Below are 24171 nucleotides of genomic sequence, written 5' to 3'. Positions count from 1 at the left end.
GCATATAAGGGATTTTACGAGAATCATTAAGATATTATGGCTGTTTAATAAATATCTATAAATAGTTGTTTGGTAACACAATTAAAGTATTACCTTGAATTTCTACAATATGAACATTTTCATTATCGGAGATCAAGATACTAGGGTCAGCCGATTTTGCTCGCCAAGAATTACCTTCATATAAAACCCTGCCCATCTTACCAGGTTCAATTGACGATATAATTGTGCCTTCTTTGTCATCCCCAGAGTAATGTCTTTTCGATGAAGGGGTTAAGAATTTTCGAGACAGAATAGTAAACAATGTCGAAAGAATCAACCATAAACCAACTAACAATACGGAATTAGAGGTGACTAAAGATATTCCCGCCACGACTAACGCCGCAAATCCCATCATCAATTCTACAAAGGCGCTGGGAACAAGGAATTCCAAAATACAGAGGGCGATCCCTGCAATAATCCAAAGAATAGTTAAACTTATAGAAATTGAAGTCATATTAAAATACTTTTATGATAGTAATCAATATTTCCGTTGTCTGAGTCTGACTCCATAATAGCCATAATCAAAAGGGGAATGAGAGGTTACTCCATATTTCCCTGCTTCAAAAACCTGTCGGTAAATCGGTAGTCTTTTTGACTCTAAGAATGGTAAAGTTGCTAAGAACAATAATCCAATTTTTCTTAGCAAAGAAAATCTCAGAGAGTAAAAAAGTATGAAGGTTGGCGATCGCGTCCGCGTTAAAGAATCTGTAATTGTCTATACTCATCCCAAAAGCAAAAAAGCACCCTTTGATATTAAAGGACTAGAGGGGGATGTGATTGATATCCTCACAGACTGGCAAGGAAGACCGATTAGTCCTAACCTACCTGTACTAGTGAAATTTGAAAAGAAGTTTAGATCTCATTTTCGTCACGATGAGTTAGAAGTTATCTCCGAATGAATCCTATTTGGTTAGGGGTCGATCCTGGTTTAGCAATTGTGGGTTGGGCTATTTTAGAAGAAGCCCCCATGGGGGAACCATTAATAATTGATTGCGGGACGATTGAAACCGCCAAAGAATTAACGACTCCTGAAAGATTATTGGAAATAGAGAAAGACATTAGCGAACTACTCCAAGAATTCCAGCCCCAGCATATTGCTATTGAAATGCCTTTTTTTGGTCGTAGCATCAAGGCCGCTGGAGGAGTGCTTCAGGCTTTTGGGGTTATTAATTTGGTTTGTTATCGGGACACCGGAATTTTGCCTGTATATCTTCATCAGTCCAGTTGGAAATGCCATCTTGGCAATGGCAAAGCCAAGAAAAAGGATGTGGCAGATATGATTCAAGTTTTATTTGGGCTAGAGTCTTTGCCGATTGATGATAGCGTCGATGCGATCGGTATTGGTTATGCAGGTTTATGTGGTTTGAGAAATAATATTAGTTAGGTGAAGGCAATGTAGTCCATCCTTAAATAGGAGAACTGCTATGTGAGATAATTGCTAGGAGAAATTATTTGTTCTTTTTATTTAAAGATGCGTTTTCAACCACCAATGACAATGAGGGATTTCTTCGGCAAAAGTGAGGGGATCTGGTTTATCGAAAGAAGTGTGCATCATTTTGATGTTACCCAAAACGAATCAGGTAGATCTAATCTCATTGTTGATGTGATTCAACCGGTCGATTCTAGGGTCGAAGAAGTTTGCTCCGCGCAGGGAGTAGATATTGCCCAAGCCAGAGGTGGGGCCAGTTTTCGCTGGATGGCAACTACTGACGAGAAAGAACCGAATGAAAATTATGCTGCTATTTTAATTGATATTCCCGATGATGATACGGGGCTAACAGGAAAACTAATCCGTAATAAAGGATATGTCGAAGGTATTCCTGTTGTGAGTCGTTACTGGTTTGGCCAAGATGGCATTCTAACGATCAACACAGATTATGATAACAATCAAGGACAAGAACGAGCTTGGTTTATTAATGATGATTTTCGGGTTCGGGTCAGTACGACAAAAATGATGAATGGCATTAACCTTACTACTTGCTGTTCGGAACGTCGTTGTGTCTCACCGGAAACTTTGGCCAAAATGGTGGAAAGACATCACTCTAATAAGTAATAAGTCATAAGTAATGAGTAATAAGTAGTAAACTTTTAGGCAAAACTTTGCAAAAATTAAGCTTAACGAAACGCCATTTTCTGGTTTTACTATCTCTATTTGTGATCACTCCTCTGGGCTTATTGTCCAAAGTTTATACGGGCATTGGTCAGGAGTGGATTAATGATTATTCAGGAGATATTTTGTATGAAATATTTTGGTGTTTGGTTTTCTTTTGGTTTTTTTCTGGCAAGAAAGCAATTGCAATGATTCCTTTGTGGGTGTTTGTCGTCACCTGTGCAATTGAACTCGCCCAATTATATTTCGTTCATGTTCCAGTCGCAATTCGCTCAACAATAATCTGGCGTCTACTTTTGGGGTCAACTTTTGCTTGGTGGGATTTTCCCCATTACGCGCTAGGCTGTTTTTTAGGTTGGCTGCTCTTAATTCAATTAAACAAACTATCTAGATAATTATTAATATCTCTAACTATCAACTATCACTATGACTGCAAAAGAAAGTACGACTTCTTCTTGGCAAGAACAAGTAAAAGAAAATCTAATTACGATCGCGATCGCCCTTGCTATTGCTTTACTGATTCGGGTTTTTGTTGCCGAACCTCGTTTTATTCCCTCTGGGTCAATGTTGCCTACCTTAGAAATTGGCGATCGCCTAGTCGTCGAGAAGGTTTCTTATCATTTTCAGCCGATCCATAGAGGCGATATCATTGTTTTTCAACCACCACAACAGTTGCTCAGTCGCGGATATGAAACCAACCAAGCTTTTATCAAAAGAGCGATCGCTAAAGGAGGTGACACCGTAGCAGTGCGAGAGGGAATCGTCTATGTGAATAATCAACCGTTGGCTGAAGATTATATTGCCCAACTACCTCAATATAATATGCCCTTAGTTAAGGTTCCTGAAGGCAATTTATTTGTGATGGGGGACAACAGAAATAATAGTAATGATTCTCATATTTGGGGGTTTCTCCCAGAAACCAATATTATCGGTCAAGCAGTATTTCGTTTCTGGCCTTTTGATCGTATTGGCAGCCTTTAATTTAGTTATTACAGTTATTGTTTTTTGCGCTTGGTGTAGATTTTGTAAGGTTCTCTTCTTTTGTCTAATTCACCCCAGACGTATTATGATGAATATCTTCCTTTGGATAGAAGAATACACTTATAGAAATAGGTAATGTTATCACAACAACGACAAACATAAATAATCAAAATATTAGGAGTAAAACATGGGTATTTTAGCCTGGTTGATATTAGGTTTAATTGCTGGTGCATTAGCAAAATTAATTTATCCCGGCCGACAAGGTGGCGGTATTTTCGCTACTATATTGTTGGGTATTTTAGGTGCATTCGTAGGTGGATACCTTGGTCAGGTTTTGTTTGGAAGTTCTGGCGCAGCGGCGGCTTCAGCTGGGGCTTTAACCATCTCTAGTGTTATTTTTGCTGTGTTGGGAGCGATGTTATTAATCTTTATTTGGGGGCTGATTACTCGTCGTGCTTAATAACCACTAACTAACTAAATGATTTATTGCAATAGATTTAGTTGGATGTATCTATTTCGCTTTTGGGAAAGGGGGTAAAGCATCTGGTTCTAGGGAAACCTCATAACAGCTTTTGACAGTGCTAGTCTGGTTCCAGGGGGGATGCCAGTAAGTCTCCTGAATCACGGTTTTGCTATCTTTTGACCATTTGAACTTCACCAAGCTAAGGTTATTTCTCCCCACTACTTCCGGCCCTTCCTGTAGCCAAGGATTTCGCCATAACCAGGAAATTAACCTGGTTTTCAGTTTTTGCCACAGGTTATCTTGATTTCTCTTCCTGCTCAAGATTCGCTGCCAAGGTACGGACTGTGCCGCTTGTCTTCGTATCCATTCAATACGGTATTGACAATCGGGAATAGGTTGATTTAGATTTAAATGTTGTTTATTTCGCTTCCAAGGAGACTTAGTTATTCGCTGGATTTTTAGTAGTTTTTCCCATACTAGCCAGCGTTGCGTTTTCTCTGGAAGCAAAGATTTTAGTTTGGTATGAACTATGCGAGATGGGAGTTCTGAGTTTTTCATCGCGCTGGAAGTCAATTGAGCTAATACTGTGCCTGCTGCCGAGTCATGAAACCAGTGAGTAAGACGCACAGCACAACTATAGTGAATATCCCCGGAAAGAATAATAACGCGATCGCGCTGTCGACAAAGATTAAGTAATAGTTGTACAAAAGCACCTATGTGAAAGTTCCAGGAATCTCCTACATCATTATTAAAAACGCGATCACGACTCAAGTCAAACTGCTGAATCCAATCAATAATATCTAGGGCGACGAGATTTGTTGGTAAAACCACAAAAGTCGCTTCAATTTCGGGTTTGCTCTGACTCAAAGGAATTGCTAATTGTTGCTCAAAAGCTTGGGGTGATAACAACATTGGTGGTGCCAGTCCCTGATCTTCTCCCTCGGGATAACCTCGCCAAGTTCTAGTGTCTAAAACAATCACTTCGTGATTACTACTACTAACTGTATAGTTCCAAGGAATAGCTTGACTATTTCGTGAAAGGATTAAGACATCTTGATCTCGGTTCAGTTTTGGTAGCCCCGTTGCTATATCTGGAGCAGGAATTCCTAAATAGCGATCACATTCTGTTTTGGCGGTGCTATCTTTGCCAGCAGATGCCAACCAGCGAGAAGCAAATTCCAATAGTTTTGCTCCTCCTGTTCCAGGCTCAAATTTTTCGGGAGTATTTCCCCAAGCCTGGAATAGGGCATAAGCTAAAATGCCATTTTGGACTACTCTTTTGCCTAAGGGTTTTCCTAAAACGCGATCACACCATTCCCGATTTAGATACCAATCATCGCTTACATCATGGTCATCACAGATGGTATAGACGGGGATATTGGCTAAAGCCCTTCTGATACTCTTTAAATCTTTAATGAAGCTATTTGTATCGGAAATTTCTTGTTCCCAATGACGAGCTTGTTGTTGGTTTTTAAATAAAGTTTTACCTTTGGGAAAACGAGATGGCATAAATACTGGGCACCAAGCCAATAGATATACCGCAGCATATTCTCCAAAACTAAATAGGTGACTTTTAGCCTCTTCTGGGGAGTTCTTGACCATGGCAGTCAAGCCACCTTCAACACGAGCGATTTCTGTTCGTTGACCAGGCATTAAGTCATTAGCTGAGATTGTTCCCGCCTTTAAAGGCAGCTCTTCTGACCAACCAAATAACAGCTCATTAACTCCGTGAGCGAGCCAAAGAATGGGATCGGCAACATCATCCCCATATATTTGGTCTCCTGTAAGAAATAGCTGATGAGGTCTTGCGGTAGCTATCGTTGCCGATTCTTGAATTAGATTATCTAAAAAAGAAAGTGAATCAATCCCTCCACCATGAGGCTTCCGACAAGAACCATGAACAATTTTTAGTTGATTTAAATCCTGTGGGGGTAGGGAAAAAGTAGGGAGTTGATGGGAAAAATAGCTCAGATTACAGTCTCCTATCTCAAGATCATTAATTAAGCTATGGCTGTCGTTCAACTCTTCATTTTTGCTGCAATTATTATATATATTATAGGCGTATATTTCCCCAGGCTGAAGCAGAATATCATCAGTTGAGCCAGCAGTAATAGCAACCAAATGTAGATTTTTGCCCAATTGAACTGTCTGATTGCTGCCTTGGAGTAGCAATTTTTCGATAGTTGCCCCCTGATCTTTTGTCATGTAAATCTTTAGGGAAAGCGATCGCGCTTCCTTCAATGCTAGCCAAACTGTAACTTTGTCTGGTTCTGTACGACGTAGTATTGGCCCAGCAAGAACTAAAGGCAAATCGGTAATTTTTGGTAGATAATCAAGAGCGGATGGCAGCGGATTCAAGGTTGAAAACTTGTAGTCTATTTTTCTAAAGTTAGTAGTCTCATTGAGTCTTTGTTTGCCAGCAAAAAGGCTTGGCAATTGCCAAACCCTGACAAAAATGCAGAAAACAGGATAATTAATCTAGCTAATTGCTTTTTTGATATTGTCTTTAACGTTCTCCACACTATGCTGAACTTGAGCTTCAGCTTGTTTTTCTTTTCCTTCAGCTTTATCTTGAGGGTTCCCAGTAACTTCTCCTACAGCTTCTTGAACTTTCCCTTCAATGTTTTTGGCTGTAGCCTTCATTCTATCTTCAATACTCATTTTTATAATTCACCTGTATTAATTTTCAAGTATATTAACGAGAATTCAAAACATGATTCATCTATCAAAAGATTGATCCTCTGAAAGATTAGCTCATTTTGATGCGACCATTACTAAACGCTGCGAGTAATGCTAAAAGACCAATAGCTCCATAGACAAAACCTTTTGCAACATAGCCAAATCTTGCTAATGTTTCCATGATAATTAAAATAAACATTTTTATTTATTTGTAGTTTATTTAATTGATGTCAAAGTTTAATCTAGCTCAAGATAGTTAAGTAAAACTTTTAAGTATTTAATTATTAAAATTATTGCTTTTTTCTCTTTTGATATCTGGCCCAGCATATCCAGAAAAAAACCAGAAAATAGAGCGTGCGGTATCTCGTAGAATTTTCACTTTAGGTTCTTGGCGATCGCCTCTGGTCCTGACTTCCATAGGAGTGACCACAATTCCTTGACTGCCGAGAACAATCATCGCGATCGCTCGGGCCCTGGGCATATGAAAGTCAGAAGTAATCAGGTATAGATGCTTGATGTGATGTTGTTTAAACTCCGGGACTAAAGTTGTAAAGTTTGTGACAGTGTCTGTCGCCTGATTATTCAAAAAAAAACGCTCAGAGGACAACCCAGCATTGTGAAATATTTGCCCGGTGATTTGGTCATTACTTCCAGAAGAAACCCAAATCAGCAAATCCTTGTTTTGGCTTGCCAATTTAGCAGCTAGTTTTTCTCGTTGATGATCTCCTCCCAAACACAAAATAGCTTGGGGCTGGGGATATCTGAGACTCGCGATCGCAATATTAATTGACATAATCGCAACAAATATACCAATCAAAGCGATTGACCATAGAAAAGGGTAGCATTTATGGTGATATTTTCCTCTTTTCCGACTCATATGAACTACTATCTCAAACATCGAAATTGTTGGAATTAGATTTTATGCAAGTTATTTAAGAGAAAAAACTTTGTCAATCGAGCCTTTATCCAAGTCTTGAGTAGCATTAGTTGCTGGCCTCACAACATAACAAGACCCCAAGACCAATAAATCCATTTGAGTACGGAGAAAACATTCAATGGCTTCCTCTGGCGAACAAACAATTGGTTCGTTTTCATTAAAAGAAGTATTCAGTAAAAGTGGAACGCCTGTCCTCTCAGCAAAGACTTTAATTAAAGACCAATACAAAGGATTAGTTTTTCTGCTGACAGATTGTAAGCGACCAGTGCCATCTACATGAGTGACGGCGGGGATTTCTTGTCGTTTTTCCGGCAATATGCTGAGAACTTTTTCCATAAAAGGCACAGCAGTATCAGTCTCAAAATATTCGCTGACATTCTCCTCTAAAATGCTGGGAGCAAAGGGGCGAAACTTTTCCCGAAACTTGATTTTAAGATTAATAATATCTCGCATATCTGCTCTTCGAGGATCAGCAAGTATAGAGCGATTACCCAAGGCTCTCGCGCCAAACTCCATTCTGCCTTGAAACCAACCAACAACTTTCCCCTCACACAGGGCATCAACTACTTTAGTGAGGAGATTTTCTTCCTGCAAAATTTCAGATTGTAAATTATGTTTTTGCAAAGCCTTTAGACATTCTGCTTCAGAAAATTCTGACCCCCAATAACCATGTTCTAACACAAAGCTACGAGGCTGTTTTAGAATTTGATTCCACACAAAAAATGCTGCTCCAAAAGCAGTGCCATTATCCGCTGCCCCAACAGGAATATAAATATTCTTGAAAGGTGTATTGTGGGCAATTTTTCCATTGGCAACAGAATTCATCGCAACCCCACCTGTTAGGCAAAGGTTTTCACTAGGGCATTTATCATGCAACTTATTAATTAAATGGTAGATTATTTCTTCGCTCACAGCTTGTAGCGAGGCCGCGATATTCCGATGTTTTTGGGTCACTTCTGATTTTGGGTCTCTGGCAATTCCCAATAATTTTTCCAGTGCTTGACTATGAAAAGGTGCAACTTTTGGGGCTCCTTTTTCCCAATTCATAGCAATCCCATTTTTATGATGAGTAAAATAGTCTAAATTCAATTCAAAACTATCTCCTTTGGGGTACACAATTTTTCGCATTGCCTCTAGATATTCTGGCTCTCCATAAGGAGCTAATCCCATTACTTTATACTCGTCTCCATAATTTGGAAAACCAAGATAAAGAGTGATCGCATTATATAAATACCCCAAAGAATGGGGATAGTAATTACGGCCAAAATATCTTAAATGATTATCTTGTCCTGCTGCCGTCAATGTACTAACAAAATCACCCATGCCATCATTAGATAAAATTGCAGCTTCAGAGAAAGGTGAGACAAAAAATGTAGCGGCTAGGTGAGCTGTATGATGCTCTACATGATGAATTTTGGCCTTAATATCTAAAGCATCACATTGACAAGCTTGGGCAATATTTTCTTGAATATTAGTTGACTTACTTTGTTTACTCAGGCGATCTAGCAGTGACTTCAATGAAGGTCGATTTTGAAGCGTAAATAATAGTTTCTGATTCAGATTTGCTTTAGGATTAAAAGAAATCGCAATATGATCTACATCAGAAGCTTTAATATCCCCAACATCCAGACAATACCTAATAGATTGACTAGGAAAACCGGCCCAATGCTTAATTCTGAGAAAACGTTCTTCTTCAACAGCAGCAACCAACTGACCATTTTGTACTAAACAAGCGGACGCATCGCCATGATACGCATTAATTCCTAAAATATTCATTTATTTTTCAAAATATAGATTGTATTAATAGCAATCAACTAGGAAATGATAATCAGTTCGCTAAGATTATTACTCAACCGAGAATTATAACTTCTAAATTATTAAATCTACAAATCAATTTTTAATATTTATTTCTGCAAACAAAAAGTTAACTTTTGCGACGGCAAAACATACTTAAAGCAATATAATTAATAGCTTTTCATCTGTCTTGCGACATTTCAAGAAGATCTTTCTCAATTAAATGTATTGCTAATAATATTTCAACAAATACTCTTTGGCTAGTATAATAAAAGCCTAGCCAGCCATCAAAAATTAATCCCTTAATGATTAAGCAATAGAAAAACATAATAATTGGCGCAAATATTTTTTGCTTGCGAATTTTATCTTGCAAATTTAATTTGTTTAGTGGAGTTGATCGCAGTTTTTCAGCTTCGATAATCATATAGCGATCTTGCGCCCATAACCAACGAGTTAAAGACTTGCGATCGTCATGCAAAATGTAATTTTTTAGGTAACTTGTTAGCCCTTGTGTTTTCACGAAGTGAGCATGTCCATCATCGAAATAAGTAACACAATTCTTGCGGTATAAAGCTTGGCGAGGTGGTAAAACCGTTCCTCTCAAAGGCTTCCCAAAAATACAATATTTAAAATTAATATGATAGCTATTTATCGGGTTAGTACTAGGTATGCTTCTGATTTCTGCCATGAGTTCATTAGTTAACCAGTAATCAGCATCCAAAGATAGAACCCATTCACTATCTACTTTTTCTAGGCCATAGTTACATTGTTGAGCATAGGTATCGAATGCCCTTTGCCATAATTCTACTTGGGGATATTGTTTGAGAAGATTGAGGGTTTCATCGGTACTGTAGCTATCTATAACTACAATTTTTTTAGCCCAGGTGAGTTGTTGCAAAGTTCGCTCAATATTAGGAGCTTCATTATATGTAAGAACTAAAGGGGTTATCTGTTCTAACATGATTCAATTTGTTCTGCTCAATGATTCAAATCACACGAACATAACATAGATTTCCAAAGATAAGGTAGTCTTCCCGCAAAATGAAACTCTAGATTGCTAAATCCTTCTGATTCTATTAAATCACTTAATGTCGTTACGGAAAAAAACTTAATATGACCACCATCCCAGAGAACAGTATGATGGCTATCCATTTTCCCCAAAATGGCCAACACTAAATTTTTAAAATATCCATGATAAGGGGTAGTCAGAATAAATCTACCGTTGGGCTTTAAGCATTTGCGAGCATATCTGACCAATTCTCTTGGGTAATATAAATGCTCTATTACTTCAGTAGAAATGACAATATCAAAAGCTTGCTGAAGTTCCTTGGGCGGTTCTGAGTAAATGCTACCTTGAAAAAACTGACAATTAGAATAATACTCTCTTGCAGTTTTCACTCCAGATGCTGATTCTTCTATCCCCGTCATTTGATAACCTTGGCTAGCAATTTCGTTGGTCAAACTACCGTTACCACATCCAATGTCTAAGACAGTAATGTTTTGTTTTATAGACGAGTTAGTTCGGTCTAACAAGAGAAGCAATGGAGATAATAAATATCGATGATGGCAACCTGGTTGTGAATTTTTATAAGAGTATTCATAATTATTAATTGTAGAAGTCATATTTTATCCAATTATCCTACGTAATTACTGCTAAGTCATAGCACAAATATTATGAGTTAATAACCCCTTGGTATGTATCAACTAATTTTAAAGCAATACTATTCCAAGTGTAATTTTCTAAAATAAATTTTTTGGCGCGATCGCCCTTTTCCTTAAGTTCTGGCAGATTATTCAAACAATATTCAAATGATGAAGCAATAGCATCTGAATTTAAATTTGTAACATAACCAATTTGTTCCTGTTCTAATATAGAAGCTAAAGCAACACCAGGGGTAATTAAAGCAGGAATACCTGCTGCCAAAGCTTCTATTACAGCAACCCCAAAATTCTCTGAATGGGATGTCAGAGCAAAAATGTCTGCACCTTGTAGTAGCAAATTTTTATATTCTCCCTGAACAAAACCAACTCGATGGGTACAAGCAGATATATTGTGTTGATGAAGTAGGTTTTCTACCTCGATTTCATATCCAGGATCTCCATTTCCTGCCAAAACAAAAATGAAAGATTTATGAGTTAACTTGCCCAAAGCTGAAATCAAATAATCTAATCCTTTTTTAGGATGCAATCGAGCAAGAAATAAGATAATTGTTTCGTTATCTGCTACTTGTAATTTATTTCTTAATTTGATTCTTGCTTCTGGAATGGGAACAGGAATAGATATCCCATGAGGCAAAATAAAACTAGTAGATTTTAAATTAAGATTATCTGCTTCTTTTTGCTCTTGTTTTGTGGTGAAATGTAATGCTTTTGAGGCATTAAGATTTGCTTTTTCAATTAAACCAAGATAAGCTCGTTTTTTTTGATAGCCCTGTTGTAATGACCAGTGACATAATTGCCCTAATGGACGACAAATGTAAGGAATATCTTTGAGTCTTGCAATAAACATTGCTGCTGTGGAAGGATAGGAGAAAATAGCATGAACATGAATAAGATCGTAATTCGTCACATTGTGCCATAACCAATGAGTTAACTGACCAGAAAAAGCAAATTCCCTTACAGAGTGTATTTTTGGGGAATAGCGCGCAAAAAAACGAACAGGAACGCACTTATACTCAGTTTTAATTCCTAAAGAAACATCTAGCAAATTATTGCCATTATCATTAGTAGTGACAATTTCAGCATTAATGCCCTGGTACATCAAAGCTTTAACCATCGCTAAAACAGCTTGGGAAGGTCCTCCTCTAACTAGTGCGATTGAGGGAATAACATGAAGAATTTTCATTGAAAAACTTTAATTGTTTCTGCCACATAATAATGGAACTTTTCAACTCCATCGGTTAGAGAATGCTTAACAACACTTTGCTGAGCTTTAGCAGAATAAGATAATAGTTCAGTTTCAGAGAGCGAAATTGCTTCTTTCATTGCCCGATAAAGAGAGTGTTTATCTCCTGCTTTAACTAACCAGCCGTTATTCCCTTCCTTGAGAAATTCTAATGCAGCCCCAGTGCGATTTGTTCCAATGACAGGCAGACCAGAAGCCAACCCTTCGGGGACGACTAAGCCCCAACCGTCATGTCTTGAGGGAACACAAAGAATATCTGCCTGATGATAAAAATTTGGTAGATTTTCCCATGATTGAAAGCCCAAAAATTCTACCCGATCATGGTATTTTGATAATTGCTCCTCCAGCCGTAAACGCATTTTGCCATTACCCATAATTTTGAGTTGAATATGGTTAAATTCATCGGCAAGCTCACAAAATACAGCTGCTAGTAAATCTATTCCTTTACGAGGGATTAAGGAGCCAGAAAAAAGAAAATTTCTAGATTTATTATCAAACAATGTTTGCTTTTTATAATGACTAAAATGTTTTAGTTCTGAAAAGTAGGGAAAGTTAAAATAATGGCGCTTCGACCCAAATTCTTTTTGATACTTCGCAATTGCCCAATTCCCGATACCCCAGATAGGAGCTTGGGAGTGATGCAAGGCTGATAGTTTCCATTTACGATAGTAAGTTCCGAGGTAACCTAGTCGATTATAGCCAATCCTTTCACCCCAAAAACACCAAGCTTTTTTACTAGCGGCACGATGGTTAATCAGTTTGATAATTTGAGGATGTTGATAATAATTGAATATTACTAGGTCAAATATATTGACCAATTTTGTGACTTCTATGTATTTTTTGATATCATCATCTAAAAAAATGTGATTGTGGTTGATCTTTGGTAGGCTCCAGGATCGTGTTGTCGAACTTTGATAAATATAAGCAATCGTTAAATCTACAATGTTACTGACAGCAATTTGATTAAATAATTCTACTTGATAGGGAGATGGAATATGGGTAACGATTAAGGTACTTACTGTTTTGGACATCAAACTAAATTATTTGTATTTCGTTAGGCTTCATGGAAAGTAAATAGCAACTTCTGTTCTCAAACAGACTTTGACCTTTGGCGACTCAATACCAACTCAGTAATGAATATCCATGCCAAGATAGCATAACTCATTAATATTAAGTCTTGCATTGAGCGACTCCCAGCAAATAGAGTCATGGTTGATAGACTATAAACTAATTTGGCTGATTGTGTATCTTGGATCAGCAACAAACTTGCACAATTAGCTAAACGACCATAAAGCCACCCTCCAAAAAAAACAATCAGAAAGCCGCCACTAAGATACCATTCTCCAATTACAGAGCTAGAGAGGGAAACTCCCTTTTTTCCTAGAATACTAGGTAAATCAAATCCAGGATTGGTTGGTTTCCCTTGCCAAAATACACGAGGGATTGGTCTTACTAATACATAGAAAACCTGTTTTTCATAAACATAAGGATGATATCGAGGAACTATATCTATGATTTGAGCTAATCGGAGAAAATTATCGTCAACATGAAGATGTTCATGAGTGAGTTGGACTTCTCCCGTTTGAATGATTTTTTGAAATCCAACTCCTCGATATTCCAACATCAACTGTAAAAATGCTAGTAAGATGGCGGTACAAATAATTCCGATTAAAAAATGTTTGATTTTGATTTGCTTTAACTGGATAAACCAACAAATAAGTGCAGCTCCAAAAATCACTCCGATAATACGACGTCCTCCACCATGAGCGAGAAATGCAGCCATGAATAAGGATAGTGCGATCGCCATTATTACTTTTGCCGTTAATTTTTGGCTCTTGAGAATGAGTAATATAGTTAGAGTAGGCAATAAGTAACCAAAGTAACTAAGGTGATCAAGAAAAGCGTCCCATCCACCTAATTGACCTCTTCCCCAAGGTGCTGTCCACCGATTGGTTCCCAAATAATAAATCATTCTTGTGGGATTAAAATTACAAGCATAGGCGTATTTAAAAATTCCCAAGGAGAAAAATACTAGGATAAATCGGAATATTATGGGGGCATCAAGGACATAACTAGTCGATTTTGCAAGAAATCTCGGCAATTTCCAAGGACGAGATAAGCTAGCAATCCAAATTCCAGAAACAAACAATCCAATTGCAACAAAAGCTCCTTCGATGCCTAGAACATTAACCTCTACTAAATTATAAGTTCCTTGTAATAAGTCTAATAACAACCAATAGATGGGAGCTAAAATCAAAATATGCTCAATTCTTAAGGCTGTTTGGGGATTACGAAAAATAGCCACCATTGGCGCGATCGCTAGCCCAATACTCATCATCAATGCTGAGCTAAATAATGCTCCTGCCGGATAGGGATTATTGGGAATAGATATTAGGGCTAGTATTGTTCCTAAAAAGGTTCCCATGAGACCAAGAATAGGATAGATTCTATATTTTTGGCTTAAGAGAATATGATCGGGAATTTTAGAATTTGGATTTTGAACAATGTAATTTACCATATGATGTTCACGATTAATTAATTATCATTGCCATAAAAAACACTTCAGTTTTATTGTTCAGTATTTTTTAATCTTTTCTTTCTAAATCAAGTTTTACTAATTGTTCTTGAAGATTATCTAAGCTAAACTCAGAAAAATCATGAGAATTTCTTGCAAAATTTTGTAATTTATTAGGATTTTTAAGACAAAAAGATAGTGCCTTTGTTATTTCATTTCCATTAACCTCTGGCAATGTTAACCCATTGATATTATCTTTGACCACTTCACCACAAAATGGAGATGCAATAATCGGTAATTGCCAAGCTTGTGCTTCTAATTGAGTTAGCCCAAAACCATCAGAAAGAGTAGGGAATAAAAAGAGATCTGCCTGTTGATAATATTGAGCTGTTGTACTACGAGAAACTGCACCTAAAAACTTAATCTTTTTATTATCTTTGATCCGCTGTGGCACCTGAATTTTTACTGAGCCAACAAACCAAAATTCTATTGGTTCATCTTGAAGTAATTCTGTTGCTTCTAACAAAGCAGCAATTCCTTTCCCCAAAGTTATACGCCCTAGAAATAATACTTTCAAAGGTCTTTTATGGGAAAATGAAGGAGGATATTTTCTAATAAAATTATGATCAAAAGTTGAATTTTGATAAGCTAAAGGAACAATATAAATTTTTTTATTCGGCATTCCTTTTTTTTCTAAAGCTTTTTTAGACCATGAGGAGTTAACCAGAATTTTATCAGCGAGAAAACATTCTTCCAGCCAATCTTGCCAATATTCAGCTGGCGCTAACTCAAAATTTTCATGATAATTAGGATAGTTGACAAATTTCTGTTGAATTATTTCTTGATGAACCAAGCCTGCATCAATCTGTCCTAAAACTGTCTTCCAACCTTGAGCTTTAGCATAACGGAATAACTTGAGAGCGGCATAACTGTATGCAAAAATAGTGGTTTGTGAAGGTAGTGGGTGAGTATATTTTTTCAAGACTTCTAGAGCTTGCTCTTGAAACCAGTGATTATGAGCAATGATTTTTTCCCAACCAGTCTTGGTTTTGATTTTTTGGGCCAATTCAAACTGAAATAAAGATTGATTAAATGAATAAACTGATGCGTCGGCTAATTCTGGGTGAAACCTTTCTCTTAGATTCGTTAAATAAGACTTAGGTAGATAATTCAGAGGGGAACGAGATCTTACCCAAAAATCTGTAATTAAACCTCCTAATTGTCCTTGGTGATGTAAAGCTCTTGGGATGGCATAATGTTCTCTCGCCCCTATTTGAAAGCAAAGCCAAGTTGATAAGGATTCTTTCATAAGCTTTATGATGACTCTATTTTTAGCCGTGAATGCATAAAATGACGCTCACATAACAGAAAAAATAAATGGCAGAGCAATAAAGTGATAGCCACCGTGCCGATAGCTAACCATCCATTCATCGGTCTTGCCCCAAAAGTCTCTATAGTCCAAGCACTAACAAAAGCCACTAGAGGGAAATGACAAATATAAATGGTATAAGATTCAATACCTAAAAATTCTAAAAATCTATGCAGGGGATGACGAAAAATAATGATAGGTAAACTAATTACGATCAGTAAGATACTAGAACCTAATAATGTATAAAATAATAACTTAAATGATTCTGAAAGATTCAGATTAATAGCGATAAAAGCAATTGATGAGCAGAAGCAACTAATCAAAATTGTCCATTTAGGTAATCTCTTTCTTACTACCATTTCGGCAATAATCGCACCACTTAACCAAATTGGATAATGAATTAAAATTGAGCGAATAAAACTAGAAGGTAAAAACCAAATTGAGGCTAATGCTAAACTAATTCCGGTTAAATAACCATGCCAAGTTCCAAAACGACGAATTGTTAGCCATAAAGGATATAAAAGATAGTAAACAAATTCATAACTAAGAGACCAAAAAGGTCCATTTGTACCAAAATCTTTCCCTAAACTACTAGGCAAGAGAAATAAAGCAGGAATAATAGAAGTCCAAGAAAAACCTTTGTTGACAAAGTTATTATCTAATAAGACATCCCCTGTGGCAGCATGATAAAGAGTAGGATAAAGTGCACGACCAATTAAATCTACAATTAAAGTTAACAATAAAGCAAATACATAAGGTGGGATTAAACGGTGAAAGCGTCGCTTGAAAAAATAAACAATATCGAGTTGAAAACCGTTTTTTTCTGCTAATTGTTTGGATACTCTTAAATGGATAAAAAAGCCACTTAAGACAAAAAATATGATGACTGCTTCATGTCCATAGCGAAAACAACCAGACGAATAAGCAATAATGTTACTCCATAGAGGATGAATATATTGTTTCCATTCACTATGTCCTGCCCATAATAGCCAACGAGCATGACCGCATAAGACATATAGGGCCAAAAGACCTCGCAACGCATCAAGACTCTTGAGGTTTAAAACTTTTTTCTTGTTCTTGATTAAGAGTGTCATAGTATAGTTCATTAACTAGAGCGAAAATTTCGCCATCGTTGATAATTTTGAATTGACATATTTTGACGATATTTTTTATATTTATATATCTCTTTTAGCCCAATATATTCACCTTGTATTAAGCCAGGACGAAATACTCTACAAGAAAGAATTAATCTGGATATCAAAGTACGTATTTGTTTGATTAATTTTAGCTTTTGAGGAACAAACCAATCATTCCAAAGAACGATATTACGAGAACCATAGAAATCCATACGCCACCAATTACGACCTTCATTGGAGGCTGTATGATGAACAAGAAAGCTAGGAAAATGATAGCAATATAAATTGTCCTGAAAAGCTCTAGCTGCTATTTCCATTTCCTCTCCTTGATGAACTAATTCTTCGCGATAACCACCTAATTGCAAAAATCTTTCTCGATGTAACAAATGCCCGCAACCAATAAAAGATCGAACTTGATAAGGCTCTTGTTTACTAGAGCTATTTTCATATTTATTTCGTGTGGGATTATAAATGGGAAAACTCAGACAAAATAAATCAGAGCAATTTTCAGCAAATTCAACAGCAGCAATTAAAGAAGCTCCGACGGGATAAGAATCATCGTCAAGGCTAAAATAATATTTTGTTCTGATAGCTTTAGCTAGCTGATTTCGTCTAGCAATATAACCTAACGACACAGCAAATCTTTTTATTTTAATATTTAAATTAAATTTTTCGAGATCAAATGGGCAAGGATAGGTAGAAAAATCATCATAAATTATGATTTCTAGGGCTTTAAAATTCTTTTGTGCGATTTTAGTAAGAGTAATTTCCAAGTCTTGCCAGCGATTTTTAGTGGCGATACCGATCGAAACCAATTCGGATAAATTGTTATTAAGATGCATGATTGTCAGTTTTATTTGAGAGCAATGATTCTTTTTGTTGCTTGTATTTAATAACCTTTGCTGGAATACCCACTGCGATCGCACTTTCAGGAATATCTTTTGTTACTACACTTCCCGCGCCTATTACCGCATCATTACCGATAGTTACTCCTTTAAGAACAGTCACATTAGCTCCTAACCAAACGCGATCACCAATTACAGTTGCTTGGGCGAACATTGGTTGTTTTAAAGGCGTCAATTCAGGATCTAAACCATGATCGTGATCGGTAAGATAGCATCCAGGACCTACAGCACAATCTCGTCCGATCTTGAGTGATAAGATCGCATCAATAAAAGCATGGCGATTGAGATAAGTGCTTGCCCCAATAATAATTTTGGGATGAGATAATGACTTGCCACTACAGAGTAAAGTGACACCGCGATCTAAAGCACAGTTAGCCTCAATCTCAATTTCTGTGTAGTTACGAGGGATCTCTATTTCTCGAAGCCAAATATAACCCTTAAGTTTTACTCCTAAAGCTCGATAGTAGAGGTTCCGCCAACGACTACTAAACCCTTGGGTAATACGCTTGCTATACTTTACTATTTTTATGACTAAATTCATGATTCACTAACAGTCGTTTGAGAAGTTTTAAACATAATTTCTTTAACTCCACTAAGTTTCCCAAATAGAATATTAGGTAAAGATAACCATCCTTTGCCGGAGGATAAAGAAGCCAAAATGCTAAATAATTGTAAAACAATTAATTTAAAATAATCTTGAGCGGTTTTTCGTTCTAAAACTTGAGTCATGACATAATGACGATTGACTAAATCCATTTTTGCTAACATCCCTAGATTGTTTTTATGATCTCCTGGTTGAGAATCGTGAAAAATACGAGCTGTCCTAGCATTAGCTAGTTTCCACTGTTTTCCAACTATCAATGAAAGAGTGACATCTTCCATTAAAGAATAACCAGTAAAAAAATCTGTAAATAAAGGTTCTGGCAAAGCTTTTCTTTGATACATAACGCAAGTTGTATTGAGCCATTCAACGGAAACGACTTTCGGTAAACTGGGATTGTCTTCTGGCAGCAAGTTTAAAGCCGGACCAATACACTTTCCCGCATAACTTGGTTCTTGGCGACCATGTAATAACCGAAATAAATGACGACTAATTCTGCTAGGAGTCAGATACTTTTGATTGGTAATCATTGCGTTTACTCCTCCTAGCTGAGAGTCACTGTGTAAGGCTTGCCAAAGTCGCTCTACACAATTTGGCTCAAAGATAATGTCATCGTCAAGCAACCAAATATAATTTTGGGTTGCATATTTCATGGCTTGGTTGCGTTGAGTTGCCGCACCGGTTTCTGTGGCACGATGATAAATAATATTAGTATCAAGATTGATAATTTGACTTTGGCATAATTGTTTAGTTTCATCATTAATAGAAGCATCAACAACAATCATCTCTAACGGCTGTACTGATTGTTGAGCAAGGCTAATGAGCATTCTAGTCAAGGGAAGAACACGGTTTTTAGTGGGTATTATAGCAGAAACATCAATTAACATTATTGATCAATTATTGGCCGATAAAATTTTGTTTTTATTTACACTAATAGCTAGATGCAATGATTTTTTGATTGCATAATTGATATTCTCTAAAATAATGGCTTGGGAATTTTTTCTAATTGAGAAATAGCTTGATAAAACTCTCGATACACATTAGTATGAGCGAAATATTTTTCTCCTATATCTAAAGTATTCATAGCTAATTTTTCGAGATATTTGGGGTTCTCAATTAATTTTTTTACAGCGATTTCTAAAGCTTGAATATTTGGAGTATCGACTATTTCTGCCGTATCTGGATTTTCTCTTGCCCAATTTACCGCAGAACAGTATGGTGGACCCCAGATTAGAATTGGCAGACCAATAGCTGTATAGTCGGCTAACTTACTCGGAAAACACAGTTGCATATGAGTTTTATAATGCTCGGAAAAATCCATCGGGGCAAACAACACATTTGCTTCTTGCCGTAAAGTATCAATTAAATTCCTATAAGGTATAAGAGGCCGAAGCTCGATATTGCTTCGATCTAGACCAATTTGAGCAGCTGACTCTGCTTTTAGCGAAGCATAGATAATTAGTTTGCTTTTAAATTGTTGTAGAACTGAAGCCAAAGAAGCTAAAGTATTGGCTTGGCCTGGAGTATTAAGTGAGCCAGCATAGGCGAAGACTAAAGGTTTATCTGATGAATTATAATTTTGTTGTACAGTATCATGTCTCTCGATATCCAGTGCTCTAGATGGGTACATAACGCTTCCTGTCACCCCATATCTTTGGCTGTAGGCTTCCACCATGTAAGGAGAAACACATAATCGAGAATGAGCCTGTATATAGATGTTTTTTACAAGACGATCAAATTTGGCTCGAGACCAAGAAGGCACAGGCATTATAGATATAATGTCGTCGTGAATTACTAGATGTAATGGAATACCCAACTGTTTTGCTAATTCAGCAGCAGTCAACCAAGAAAATCCATGGGTTACAGTCAGTATCGCTTCAGGTTTAAAATTATTAGCAGTTTCGATAAGTTGGGAAATTCGTTTTTTAGCAGTTAATAATAAATATAAATTATATATAGGAGTTAATCTACTGTGCAATAGTCTCTTTTTCCCTACATATAAGCTTCCATAATTGACTCGATAGAGACGAGTTTCTACTTGAGAAATATGAATATTTCCTTCAATAATGTGTAACTTTTCAACAGGATATTTTTGCAATAATCGATAGAGTAATGCCGAACCTGCGACAGTCGATTCAACTGGCACATCGCCAATATAAAGTAGTCTGGGCAAACAAGATTCTTCCATTATTTTTAATTGCAATCTCCTTGTAAAATTTGACGATATAAGTTGATATAGTGCTTAGTTTGAGTAGCTAAAGAATATTCATTAAGAATAATTTCTCGACAATTTTGACTCATTTGTTGGCGTAAGTTTTTATCTTCTAACAACTGCACAATGCCGTTACTAAAATCTTGAGTATCTTGTGGTTTTGCTAGATATCCAGTTATCCCAGGACGAACTAAATCCGGTACGCCTCCAACCTCAAAAGAAACCATCGGGGTCGCGCAAGCCATACTTTCCTGTAGCACTAAAGGAAGATTATCGGCGCGAGTGGGAAAAACGAATAAATCCGACGCAGAATAAGCAATAGATTTAATACGATCGCTGTCAATATATCCTATATTAATTGTTTTCATGCCAAGAGTATTGCCAATCTCTCTACTACAATTGCCCATCGTCAGCAATATAATTTCCTGCTTCAATGAGGCTGGCAATCCTTGCAATGCTTTGACGAGTAAATCACCTCCTTTCCTCGAATCTGCCAAACTTTGCGCGCCAAACATTAATACTTTTTTATGGGGAGGAATATCGAGTGCAGTGCGACATAATTGAGGGTCGATTGGTTGATAGGCATCAGTATCAATCCCATTAGGAATATGATGAATGGGAAAATGACTTAAGAGACTTTGCTGCACTTGTTTAGTGAGCCATTTACTCAGAGTGACAATGACTAAATTGGCGCGATTATAAACCCAATTTTTGAGCTTCCATTCCCAGTGAGTATTGTCTGTTTGAACTACAGGATAACTATGAGGATAAGGACAATTTCCGCAACCAGTTTTCCAGCGATCGCAATCAAGACTATAGACACAATGACCTGTAAACCCCCACATATCGTGCAACGTCCACACAGCAGGCTTAGCTTTGGTGATTGCTGGAATTGCTAAATAATTAAAATATCCGCCATGTAAATTGTGAAAGTTTAAGATATCAGCTGCTTGATAAAGATTATGTTTTCCCAGAGCAAAACTACTCAAAAGATTGACATAGTTCAAACCCAAAGGTCGAGTAATAGAGGCGACCAATTTTTCGATTTTTGCTTGACTAGGAATCACTGTAACGCGATCGCATTGCTCGGTCGAACTGCCAACTAACAAATGAGAGTCAATATTTTGATTTAGTAGACCCTGATGGAGACGATAGCCAGCGATCGCCGCTCCTCCTTGATGATCCGAATTATTAATTTGCAAAACTTTCACGGCGATTTTTCCTCAAACCTGACTAAGTTTTAATAGTGATTCCATTTTGGCTTGCCACTTTCCTGCTGCTACATCTTCAAGGGGAATTAGACGGTCAAGTTGGCCTTTAGCTGTTAGAAAAGCTGTAATCTTTCCGCCTCCGGTATAGTCAATTGCTAAATAGGGTACACTGAGAGCCTCCGCAAATAACACGGAATGAAATCTCATGCAGATATTAAACTGTGAGTGATACATTGTTTGTAAGATCTCCTCGGGAGAGACCACAAATCTAGCAAATAGAACTCTAGATTCCGCTTCAGATTCTATAAATAAGCTAGAGATTTCTGTTGCTAAACGACGATTAAAAATGCGATCGTCCCCTCCCACCTGAAAACTATGCATCGGCAAAAGATGAACAGCTGAATCTTGAGCCTCAGCCACAAAAGCCACCAATTTAGCCAACTCAGTCTCAAACTGCATTTTGAGATTTACATATTCTTCCGTCGTTCTTTGGCCGGCATAGCCGATTTCCCATTCTCGGAAAAAACAGGAAACATTGGGACATTTACCCAAAATTGGCGTCGTATTAGCTAATTGAGATTTTAGCGACTTAACATAGTCCGTTGCCGGATCAGCAACTGTTTGAATATCGGCGCGAGCAAACTCATTGAGACCTCTGGCAGCAGAAGCCGCATCGCGGAGCGTAACATGATCTGCTAATCGCATTATTTCTGCTACTACTTGAACGTAGAGAGGATTAACCAAAGGACCAATGCCACAGCCTTCGATTCTGGTCATAGCCCCTCTCTTACTCGCTTGGATAAAGCTATATAGAAGATGATTGAGAACTTCAAGATCCATCAATGGGCCACCACCAACAATTACCTCATCAGCGCGATCGCATATTTGCTCAAATTCTGGCGAAAAAGTCTCTACCACTACCACTTCGCCCAAAGCCATCTCTTTGATAGTCCATTGAGAAATAAAAGGATAGAGACTCGCAAGATATATTTTCTCTGGCGGTTGACTACGCGATCGCAAATTTTTGATGATAGTCCATAAAATTGCTTTATCCCCTGCGGTTTCCGTTCCATACCAGCCAACAATCAGAACTGCTTTAGAAGTTAACTTTAATAGAGCACCAATATTTCTGGGTCGCTTACTTAATTGAGCAGCCTGTTTAACCAACTTCTGGCAATTATATTTATCATGCCTACGTTTCGATTTGAAAAAGAAAGCAACTTTCTCTCGAAAATTGACTGGGACATGATAATCGTGAATACAATCATCACAGTGATCTTTAATAATTTCTTGGCGCTTACCAAGATTAGAAAAATAAAGTTTTGCAGCAGACTCTTTTAAACTGTTGCCAATAATTGGTGACTTAGGAGAGCAATATAATAAATCGCCACGAGAAGTTAAAATCACGGTTTGCGTATGATAAGGACAACCAGTTTGTCTCGATTTCCCTTCTGCTAGCATTCCTCTAATACTGCGATAAGTTTTTTGCCTAGCTGAATTCAATTCAAAACTATGTTCAGCACGGAAAAAAAATAATCCGAGATGATAGGCAGTTTTCGCGTCAAAATTTCTAATATATTCTGTTTGTTCCTCGTTATAAAGACGATTGATATATTCGGCTACGCGAAAACTACCCCGTAAGCCCTTAGTTTTTACAAAGTCTAATAACTCATCGACATACAAAGCATTGGAATTCGTAATAGTGCAACCAAAAGTTACAGGAATTTCAGCTGCTCGCAAATAATCGATAACAGCAATCGCAGAATCAAAATTGCCTTTTCTGCCCCTAACAGTTTCATGAACCTCGCCAATGCCATCAAGAGAAACCATAACCTGGAAACTCTTCCCATATTGCCGACAAACTTCCGCACATTGAATAATTCTTTGCTTGACGACATTTTCGATAATGGCATTAGTAATCATCGAAGCCGAACTAAGCTTAGGTAAACTAGTGCAAGCAACTCGAAATAGTTCGGGTAAGTCTTTCCGTAATGTCGGCTCACCTCCAGTAATTCCGAGATCTACCACATTACTAAATAGAGGATCGCTGAGAACTTGAGCCAAATCATCAGGACTCATTTCATAGTCCTTTTTTTCTTGCCAAATCAAACACATTTGACAGCGAGAATTACAGACATCATTAGCCATCATGCTAATCGCTGTCGGTTTCAGGGGCAATATTTGACCAAGCAAGTTTACCCGAAGATCTTGATAAGCTAGCTGGCTTAATGAATAAGTTTTGCGAATTATATTTAGCTGCTTTTGTGTGAGCTTTGACTTGATAGCTTGTTTGAACAAATTGGACATAATACAG

The 24171-nt window shown here is 37.3% G+C and carries 25 protein-coding genes; 6 read left to right on the top strand and 19 right to left on the bottom strand.

Features of this window, described 5'->3' with window-relative positions; translation table 11 throughout:
* Positions 1-55: 55 nt before the first annotated feature.
* Positions 56-493 carry an NfeD family protein gene (locus XEN7305_RS17185; RefSeq protein WP_006510753.1) on the bottom strand — a complete coding sequence of 146 codons (438 nt, stop codon included), beginning with the start codon at positions 491-493 and terminating at the stop codon, positions 56-58.
* A gap of 217 nt (positions 494-710) precedes the next feature.
* Here XEN7305_RS17185 and XEN7305_RS17180 point away from each other — a divergent pair, with 217 nt between their 5' ends.
* The 6 genes from XEN7305_RS17180 (at position 711) to XEN7305_RS17155 (ending at position 3590) form a co-directional block, all read left to right on the top strand.
* A complete protein-coding gene (locus XEN7305_RS17180) occupies positions 711-938 on the top strand; it encodes a ferredoxin-thioredoxin reductase variable chain (RefSeq protein ID WP_006510752.1) in 228 nt (75 codons plus the stop codon).
* Positions 935-1423: a crossover junction endodeoxyribonuclease RuvC gene (locus XEN7305_RS17175; RefSeq protein WP_006510751.1), complete on the top strand. Its 489-nt coding sequence runs from the start codon at positions 935-937 to the stop codon at positions 1421-1423. Before XEN7305_RS17180 ends, XEN7305_RS17175 begins: the two co-directional genes overlap by 4 nt.
* A gap of 87 nt (positions 1424-1510) precedes the next feature.
* Positions 1511-2092 (top strand): phycobiliprotein lyase, encoded by a 582-nt coding sequence (locus tag XEN7305_RS17170; RefSeq protein WP_040898386.1) that lies wholly within the window; start codon positions 1511-1513, stop codon positions 2090-2092.
* A 47-nt stretch (positions 2093-2139) separates the two neighbouring features.
* Positions 2140-2544, top strand: coding sequence for a DUF2809 domain-containing protein (locus tag XEN7305_RS17165; RefSeq protein ID WP_006510749.1), 405 nt, complete (start codon positions 2140-2142; stop codon positions 2542-2544).
* A 31-nt stretch (positions 2545-2575) separates the two neighbouring features.
* Entirely contained in the window at positions 2576-3130 is a 555-nt protein-coding gene (gene lepB, locus XEN7305_RS17160; protein ID WP_006510748.1) for a signal peptidase I, read from the top strand.
* Between the two features lie 187 nt (positions 3131-3317).
* Positions 3318-3590: a GlsB/YeaQ/YmgE family stress response membrane protein gene (locus XEN7305_RS17155; protein WP_006510747.1), complete on the top strand. Its 273-nt coding sequence runs from the start codon at positions 3318-3320 to the stop codon at positions 3588-3590.
* A gap of 51 nt (positions 3591-3641) precedes the next feature.
* Here the strand turns inward: XEN7305_RS17155 and XEN7305_RS17150 are convergent, their stop codons facing one another.
* The 18 genes from XEN7305_RS17150 to XEN7305_RS17070 form a co-directional block, all read right to left on the bottom strand.
* The gene (locus tag XEN7305_RS17150) at positions 3642-6029 is read right to left on the bottom strand and encodes a hypothetical protein (protein ID WP_006510746.1); all 2388 of its coding nucleotides are present in this window, start codon (positions 6027-6029) and stop codon (positions 3642-3644) included.
* Between the two features lie 42 nt (positions 6030-6071).
* Positions 6072-6254, bottom strand: coding sequence for a CsbD family protein (locus tag XEN7305_RS17145; RefSeq protein ID WP_006510745.1), 183 nt, complete (start codon positions 6252-6254; stop codon positions 6072-6074).
* An 88-nt stretch (positions 6255-6342) separates the two neighbouring features.
* Entirely contained in the window at positions 6343-6453 is a 111-nt protein-coding gene (locus XEN7305_RS28715; RefSeq protein ID WP_144053304.1) for a DUF1206 domain-containing protein, read from the bottom strand.
* 96 nt (positions 6454-6549) lie between these two features.
* Complete coding sequence (locus tag XEN7305_RS17140) at positions 6550-7170, bottom strand: YdcF family protein (RefSeq protein ID WP_006510743.1); 621 nt, start codon at positions 7168-7170, stop codon at positions 6550-6552.
* Between the two features lie 30 nt (positions 7171-7200).
* Complete coding sequence (locus tag XEN7305_RS17135; RefSeq protein ID WP_006510742.1) at positions 7201-8985, bottom strand: carbamoyltransferase C-terminal domain-containing protein; 1785 nt, start codon at positions 8983-8985, stop codon at positions 7201-7203.
* Between the two features lie 199 nt (positions 8986-9184).
* A complete protein-coding gene (locus XEN7305_RS17130) occupies positions 9185-9964 on the bottom strand; it encodes a glycosyltransferase family 2 protein (RefSeq protein WP_006510741.1) in 780 nt (259 codons plus the stop codon).
* Between the two features lie 17 nt (positions 9965-9981).
* The gene (locus tag XEN7305_RS17125; protein WP_006510740.1) at positions 9982-10626 is read right to left on the bottom strand and encodes a bifunctional 2-polyprenyl-6-hydroxyphenol methylase/3-demethylubiquinol 3-O-methyltransferase UbiG; all 645 of its coding nucleotides are present in this window, start codon (positions 10624-10626) and stop codon (positions 9982-9984) included.
* 49 nt (positions 10627-10675) lie between these two features.
* Positions 10676-11848, bottom strand: coding sequence for a glycosyltransferase (locus XEN7305_RS17120; protein ID WP_006510739.1), 1173 nt, complete (start codon positions 11846-11848; stop codon positions 10676-10678).
* Complete coding sequence (locus XEN7305_RS17115) at positions 11845-12939, bottom strand: glycosyltransferase family 4 protein (RefSeq protein WP_006510738.1); 1095 nt, start codon at positions 12937-12939, stop codon at positions 11845-11847. The genes XEN7305_RS17120 and XEN7305_RS17115 overlap by 4 nt, the downstream gene beginning before the upstream one ends.
* A 59-nt stretch (positions 12940-12998) precedes the next feature.
* Complete coding sequence (locus tag XEN7305_RS17110; RefSeq protein WP_006510737.1) at positions 12999-14426, bottom strand: O-antigen polymerase; 1428 nt, start codon at positions 14424-14426, stop codon at positions 12999-13001.
* 67 nt (positions 14427-14493) lie between these two features.
* On the bottom strand, positions 14494-15405 hold the full coding sequence (locus tag XEN7305_RS17105; RefSeq protein ID WP_202951295.1) for a glycosyltransferase family 4 protein: 912 nt from the start codon (positions 15403-15405) through the stop codon (positions 14494-14496).
* 332 nt (positions 15406-15737) lie between these two features.
* Positions 15738-16886: an acyltransferase gene (locus XEN7305_RS17100; RefSeq protein WP_158500414.1), complete on the bottom strand. Its 1149-nt coding sequence runs from the start codon at positions 16884-16886 to the stop codon at positions 15738-15740.
* A gap of 11 nt (positions 16887-16897) precedes the next feature.
* The gene (locus XEN7305_RS17095; RefSeq protein ID WP_006510734.1) at positions 16898-17770 is read right to left on the bottom strand and encodes a glycosyltransferase family 2 protein; all 873 of its coding nucleotides are present in this window, start codon (positions 17768-17770) and stop codon (positions 16898-16900) included.
* On the bottom strand, positions 17760-18374 hold the full coding sequence (locus XEN7305_RS17090; protein WP_006510733.1) for an acyltransferase: 615 nt from the start codon (positions 18372-18374) through the stop codon (positions 17760-17762). The genes XEN7305_RS17095 and XEN7305_RS17090 overlap by 11 nt, the downstream gene beginning before the upstream one ends.
* On the bottom strand, positions 18371-19321 hold the full coding sequence (locus XEN7305_RS17085; RefSeq protein WP_006510732.1) for a glycosyltransferase family 2 protein: 951 nt from the start codon (positions 19319-19321) through the stop codon (positions 18371-18373). The genes XEN7305_RS17090 and XEN7305_RS17085 overlap by 4 nt, the downstream gene beginning before the upstream one ends.
* An 89-nt stretch (positions 19322-19410) precedes the next feature.
* Positions 19411-20622, bottom strand: a complete 1212-nt coding sequence (locus tag XEN7305_RS17080) for a glycosyltransferase (RefSeq protein WP_006510731.1) — start codon at positions 20620-20622, stop codon at positions 19411-19413.
* Between the two features lie 5 nt (positions 20623-20627).
* A complete protein-coding gene (locus tag XEN7305_RS17075) occupies positions 20628-21857 on the bottom strand; it encodes a glycosyltransferase family 4 protein (RefSeq protein ID WP_006510730.1) in 1230 nt (409 codons plus the stop codon).
* A 12-nt stretch (positions 21858-21869) separates the two neighbouring features.
* Positions 21870-24164, bottom strand: coding sequence for a polysaccharide pyruvyl transferase family protein (locus tag XEN7305_RS17070; protein WP_006510729.1), 2295 nt, complete (start codon positions 24162-24164; stop codon positions 21870-21872).
* Between the last annotated feature and the right edge of the window lie 7 nt (positions 24165-24171).

It is taken from the genome of Xenococcus sp. PCC 7305 (genome assembly GCF_000332055.1).
GTDB lineage: Bacteria > Cyanobacteriota > Cyanobacteriia > Cyanobacteriales > Xenococcaceae > Xenococcus.
The sequence above is the reverse complement of the archived record's forward strand: the minus strand, read 5'-3'. Positions and strand labels throughout refer to the sequence as shown.

Excerpts from the sequence above, each read along its gene's own strand:
- XEN7305_RS17185 (WP_006510753.1), bottom strand. The coding sequence starts at position 493 with ATGACTTCAATTTCTATAAGTTTAACTATTCTTTGGATTATTGCAGGG.
- XEN7305_RS17180 (WP_006510752.1), top strand. The coding sequence starts at position 711 with ATGAAGGTTGGCGATCGCGTCCGCGTTAAAGAATCTGTAATTGTCTAT.
- XEN7305_RS17175 (WP_006510751.1), top strand. The coding sequence starts at position 935 with ATGAATCCTATTTGGTTAGGGGTCGATCCTGGTTTAGCAATTGTGGGT.
- XEN7305_RS17170 (WP_040898386.1), top strand. The coding sequence starts at position 1,511 with ATGCGTTTTCAACCACCAATGACAATGAGGGATTTCTTCGGCAAAAGT.
- lepB (WP_006510748.1), top strand. The coding sequence starts at position 2,576 with ATGACTGCAAAAGAAAGTACGACTTCTTCTTGGCAAGAACAAGTAAAA.
- XEN7305_RS17155 (WP_006510747.1), top strand. The coding sequence starts at position 3,318 with ATGGGTATTTTAGCCTGGTTGATATTAGGTTTAATTGCTGGTGCATTA.
- XEN7305_RS17145 (WP_006510745.1), bottom strand. The coding sequence starts at position 6,254 with ATGAGTATTGAAGATAGAATGAAGGCTACAGCCAAAAACATTGAAGGG.
- XEN7305_RS28715 (WP_144053304.1), bottom strand. The coding sequence starts at position 6,453 with ATGGAAACATTAGCAAGATTTGGCTATGTTGCAAAAGGTTTTGTCTAT.
- XEN7305_RS17140 (WP_006510743.1), bottom strand. The coding sequence starts at position 7,170 with ATGTTTGAGATAGTAGTTCATATGAGTCGGAAAAGAGGAAAATATCAC.
- XEN7305_RS17135 (WP_006510742.1), bottom strand. The coding sequence starts at position 8,985 with ATGAATATTTTAGGAATTAATGCGTATCATGGCGATGCGTCCGCTTGT.
- XEN7305_RS17130 (WP_006510741.1), bottom strand. The coding sequence starts at position 9,964 with ATGTTAGAACAGATAACCCCTTTAGTTCTTACATATAATGAAGCTCCT.
- XEN7305_RS17125 (WP_006510740.1), bottom strand. The coding sequence starts at position 10,626 with ATGACTTCTACAATTAATAATTATGAATACTCTTATAAAAATTCACAA.
- XEN7305_RS17120 (WP_006510739.1), bottom strand. The coding sequence starts at position 11,848 with ATGAAAATTCTTCATGTTATTCCCTCAATCGCACTAGTTAGAGGAGGA.
- XEN7305_RS17115 (WP_006510738.1), bottom strand. The coding sequence starts at position 12,939 with ATGTCCAAAACAGTAAGTACCTTAATCGTTACCCATATTCCATCTCCC.
- XEN7305_RS17110 (WP_006510737.1), bottom strand. The coding sequence starts at position 14,426 with ATGGTAAATTACATTGTTCAAAATCCAAATTCTAAAATTCCCGATCAT.
- XEN7305_RS17100 (WP_158500414.1), bottom strand. The coding sequence starts at position 16,886 with ATGACACTCTTAATCAAGAACAAGAAAAAAGTTTTAAACCTCAAGAGT.
- XEN7305_RS17095 (WP_006510734.1), bottom strand. The coding sequence starts at position 17,770 with ATGCATCTTAATAACAATTTATCCGAATTGGTTTCGATCGGTATCGCC.
- XEN7305_RS17090 (WP_006510733.1), bottom strand. The coding sequence starts at position 18,374 with ATGAATTTAGTCATAAAAATAGTAAAGTATAGCAAGCGTATTACCCAA.
- XEN7305_RS17085 (WP_006510732.1), bottom strand. The coding sequence starts at position 19,321 with ATGTTAATTGATGTTTCTGCTATAATACCCACTAAAAACCGTGTTCTT.
- XEN7305_RS17080 (WP_006510731.1), bottom strand. The coding sequence starts at position 20,622 with ATGGAAGAATCTTGTTTGCCCAGACTACTTTATATTGGCGATGTGCCA.
- XEN7305_RS17070 (WP_006510729.1), bottom strand. The coding sequence starts at position 24,164 with ATGTCCAATTTGTTCAAACAAGCTATCAAGTCAAAGCTCACACAAAAG.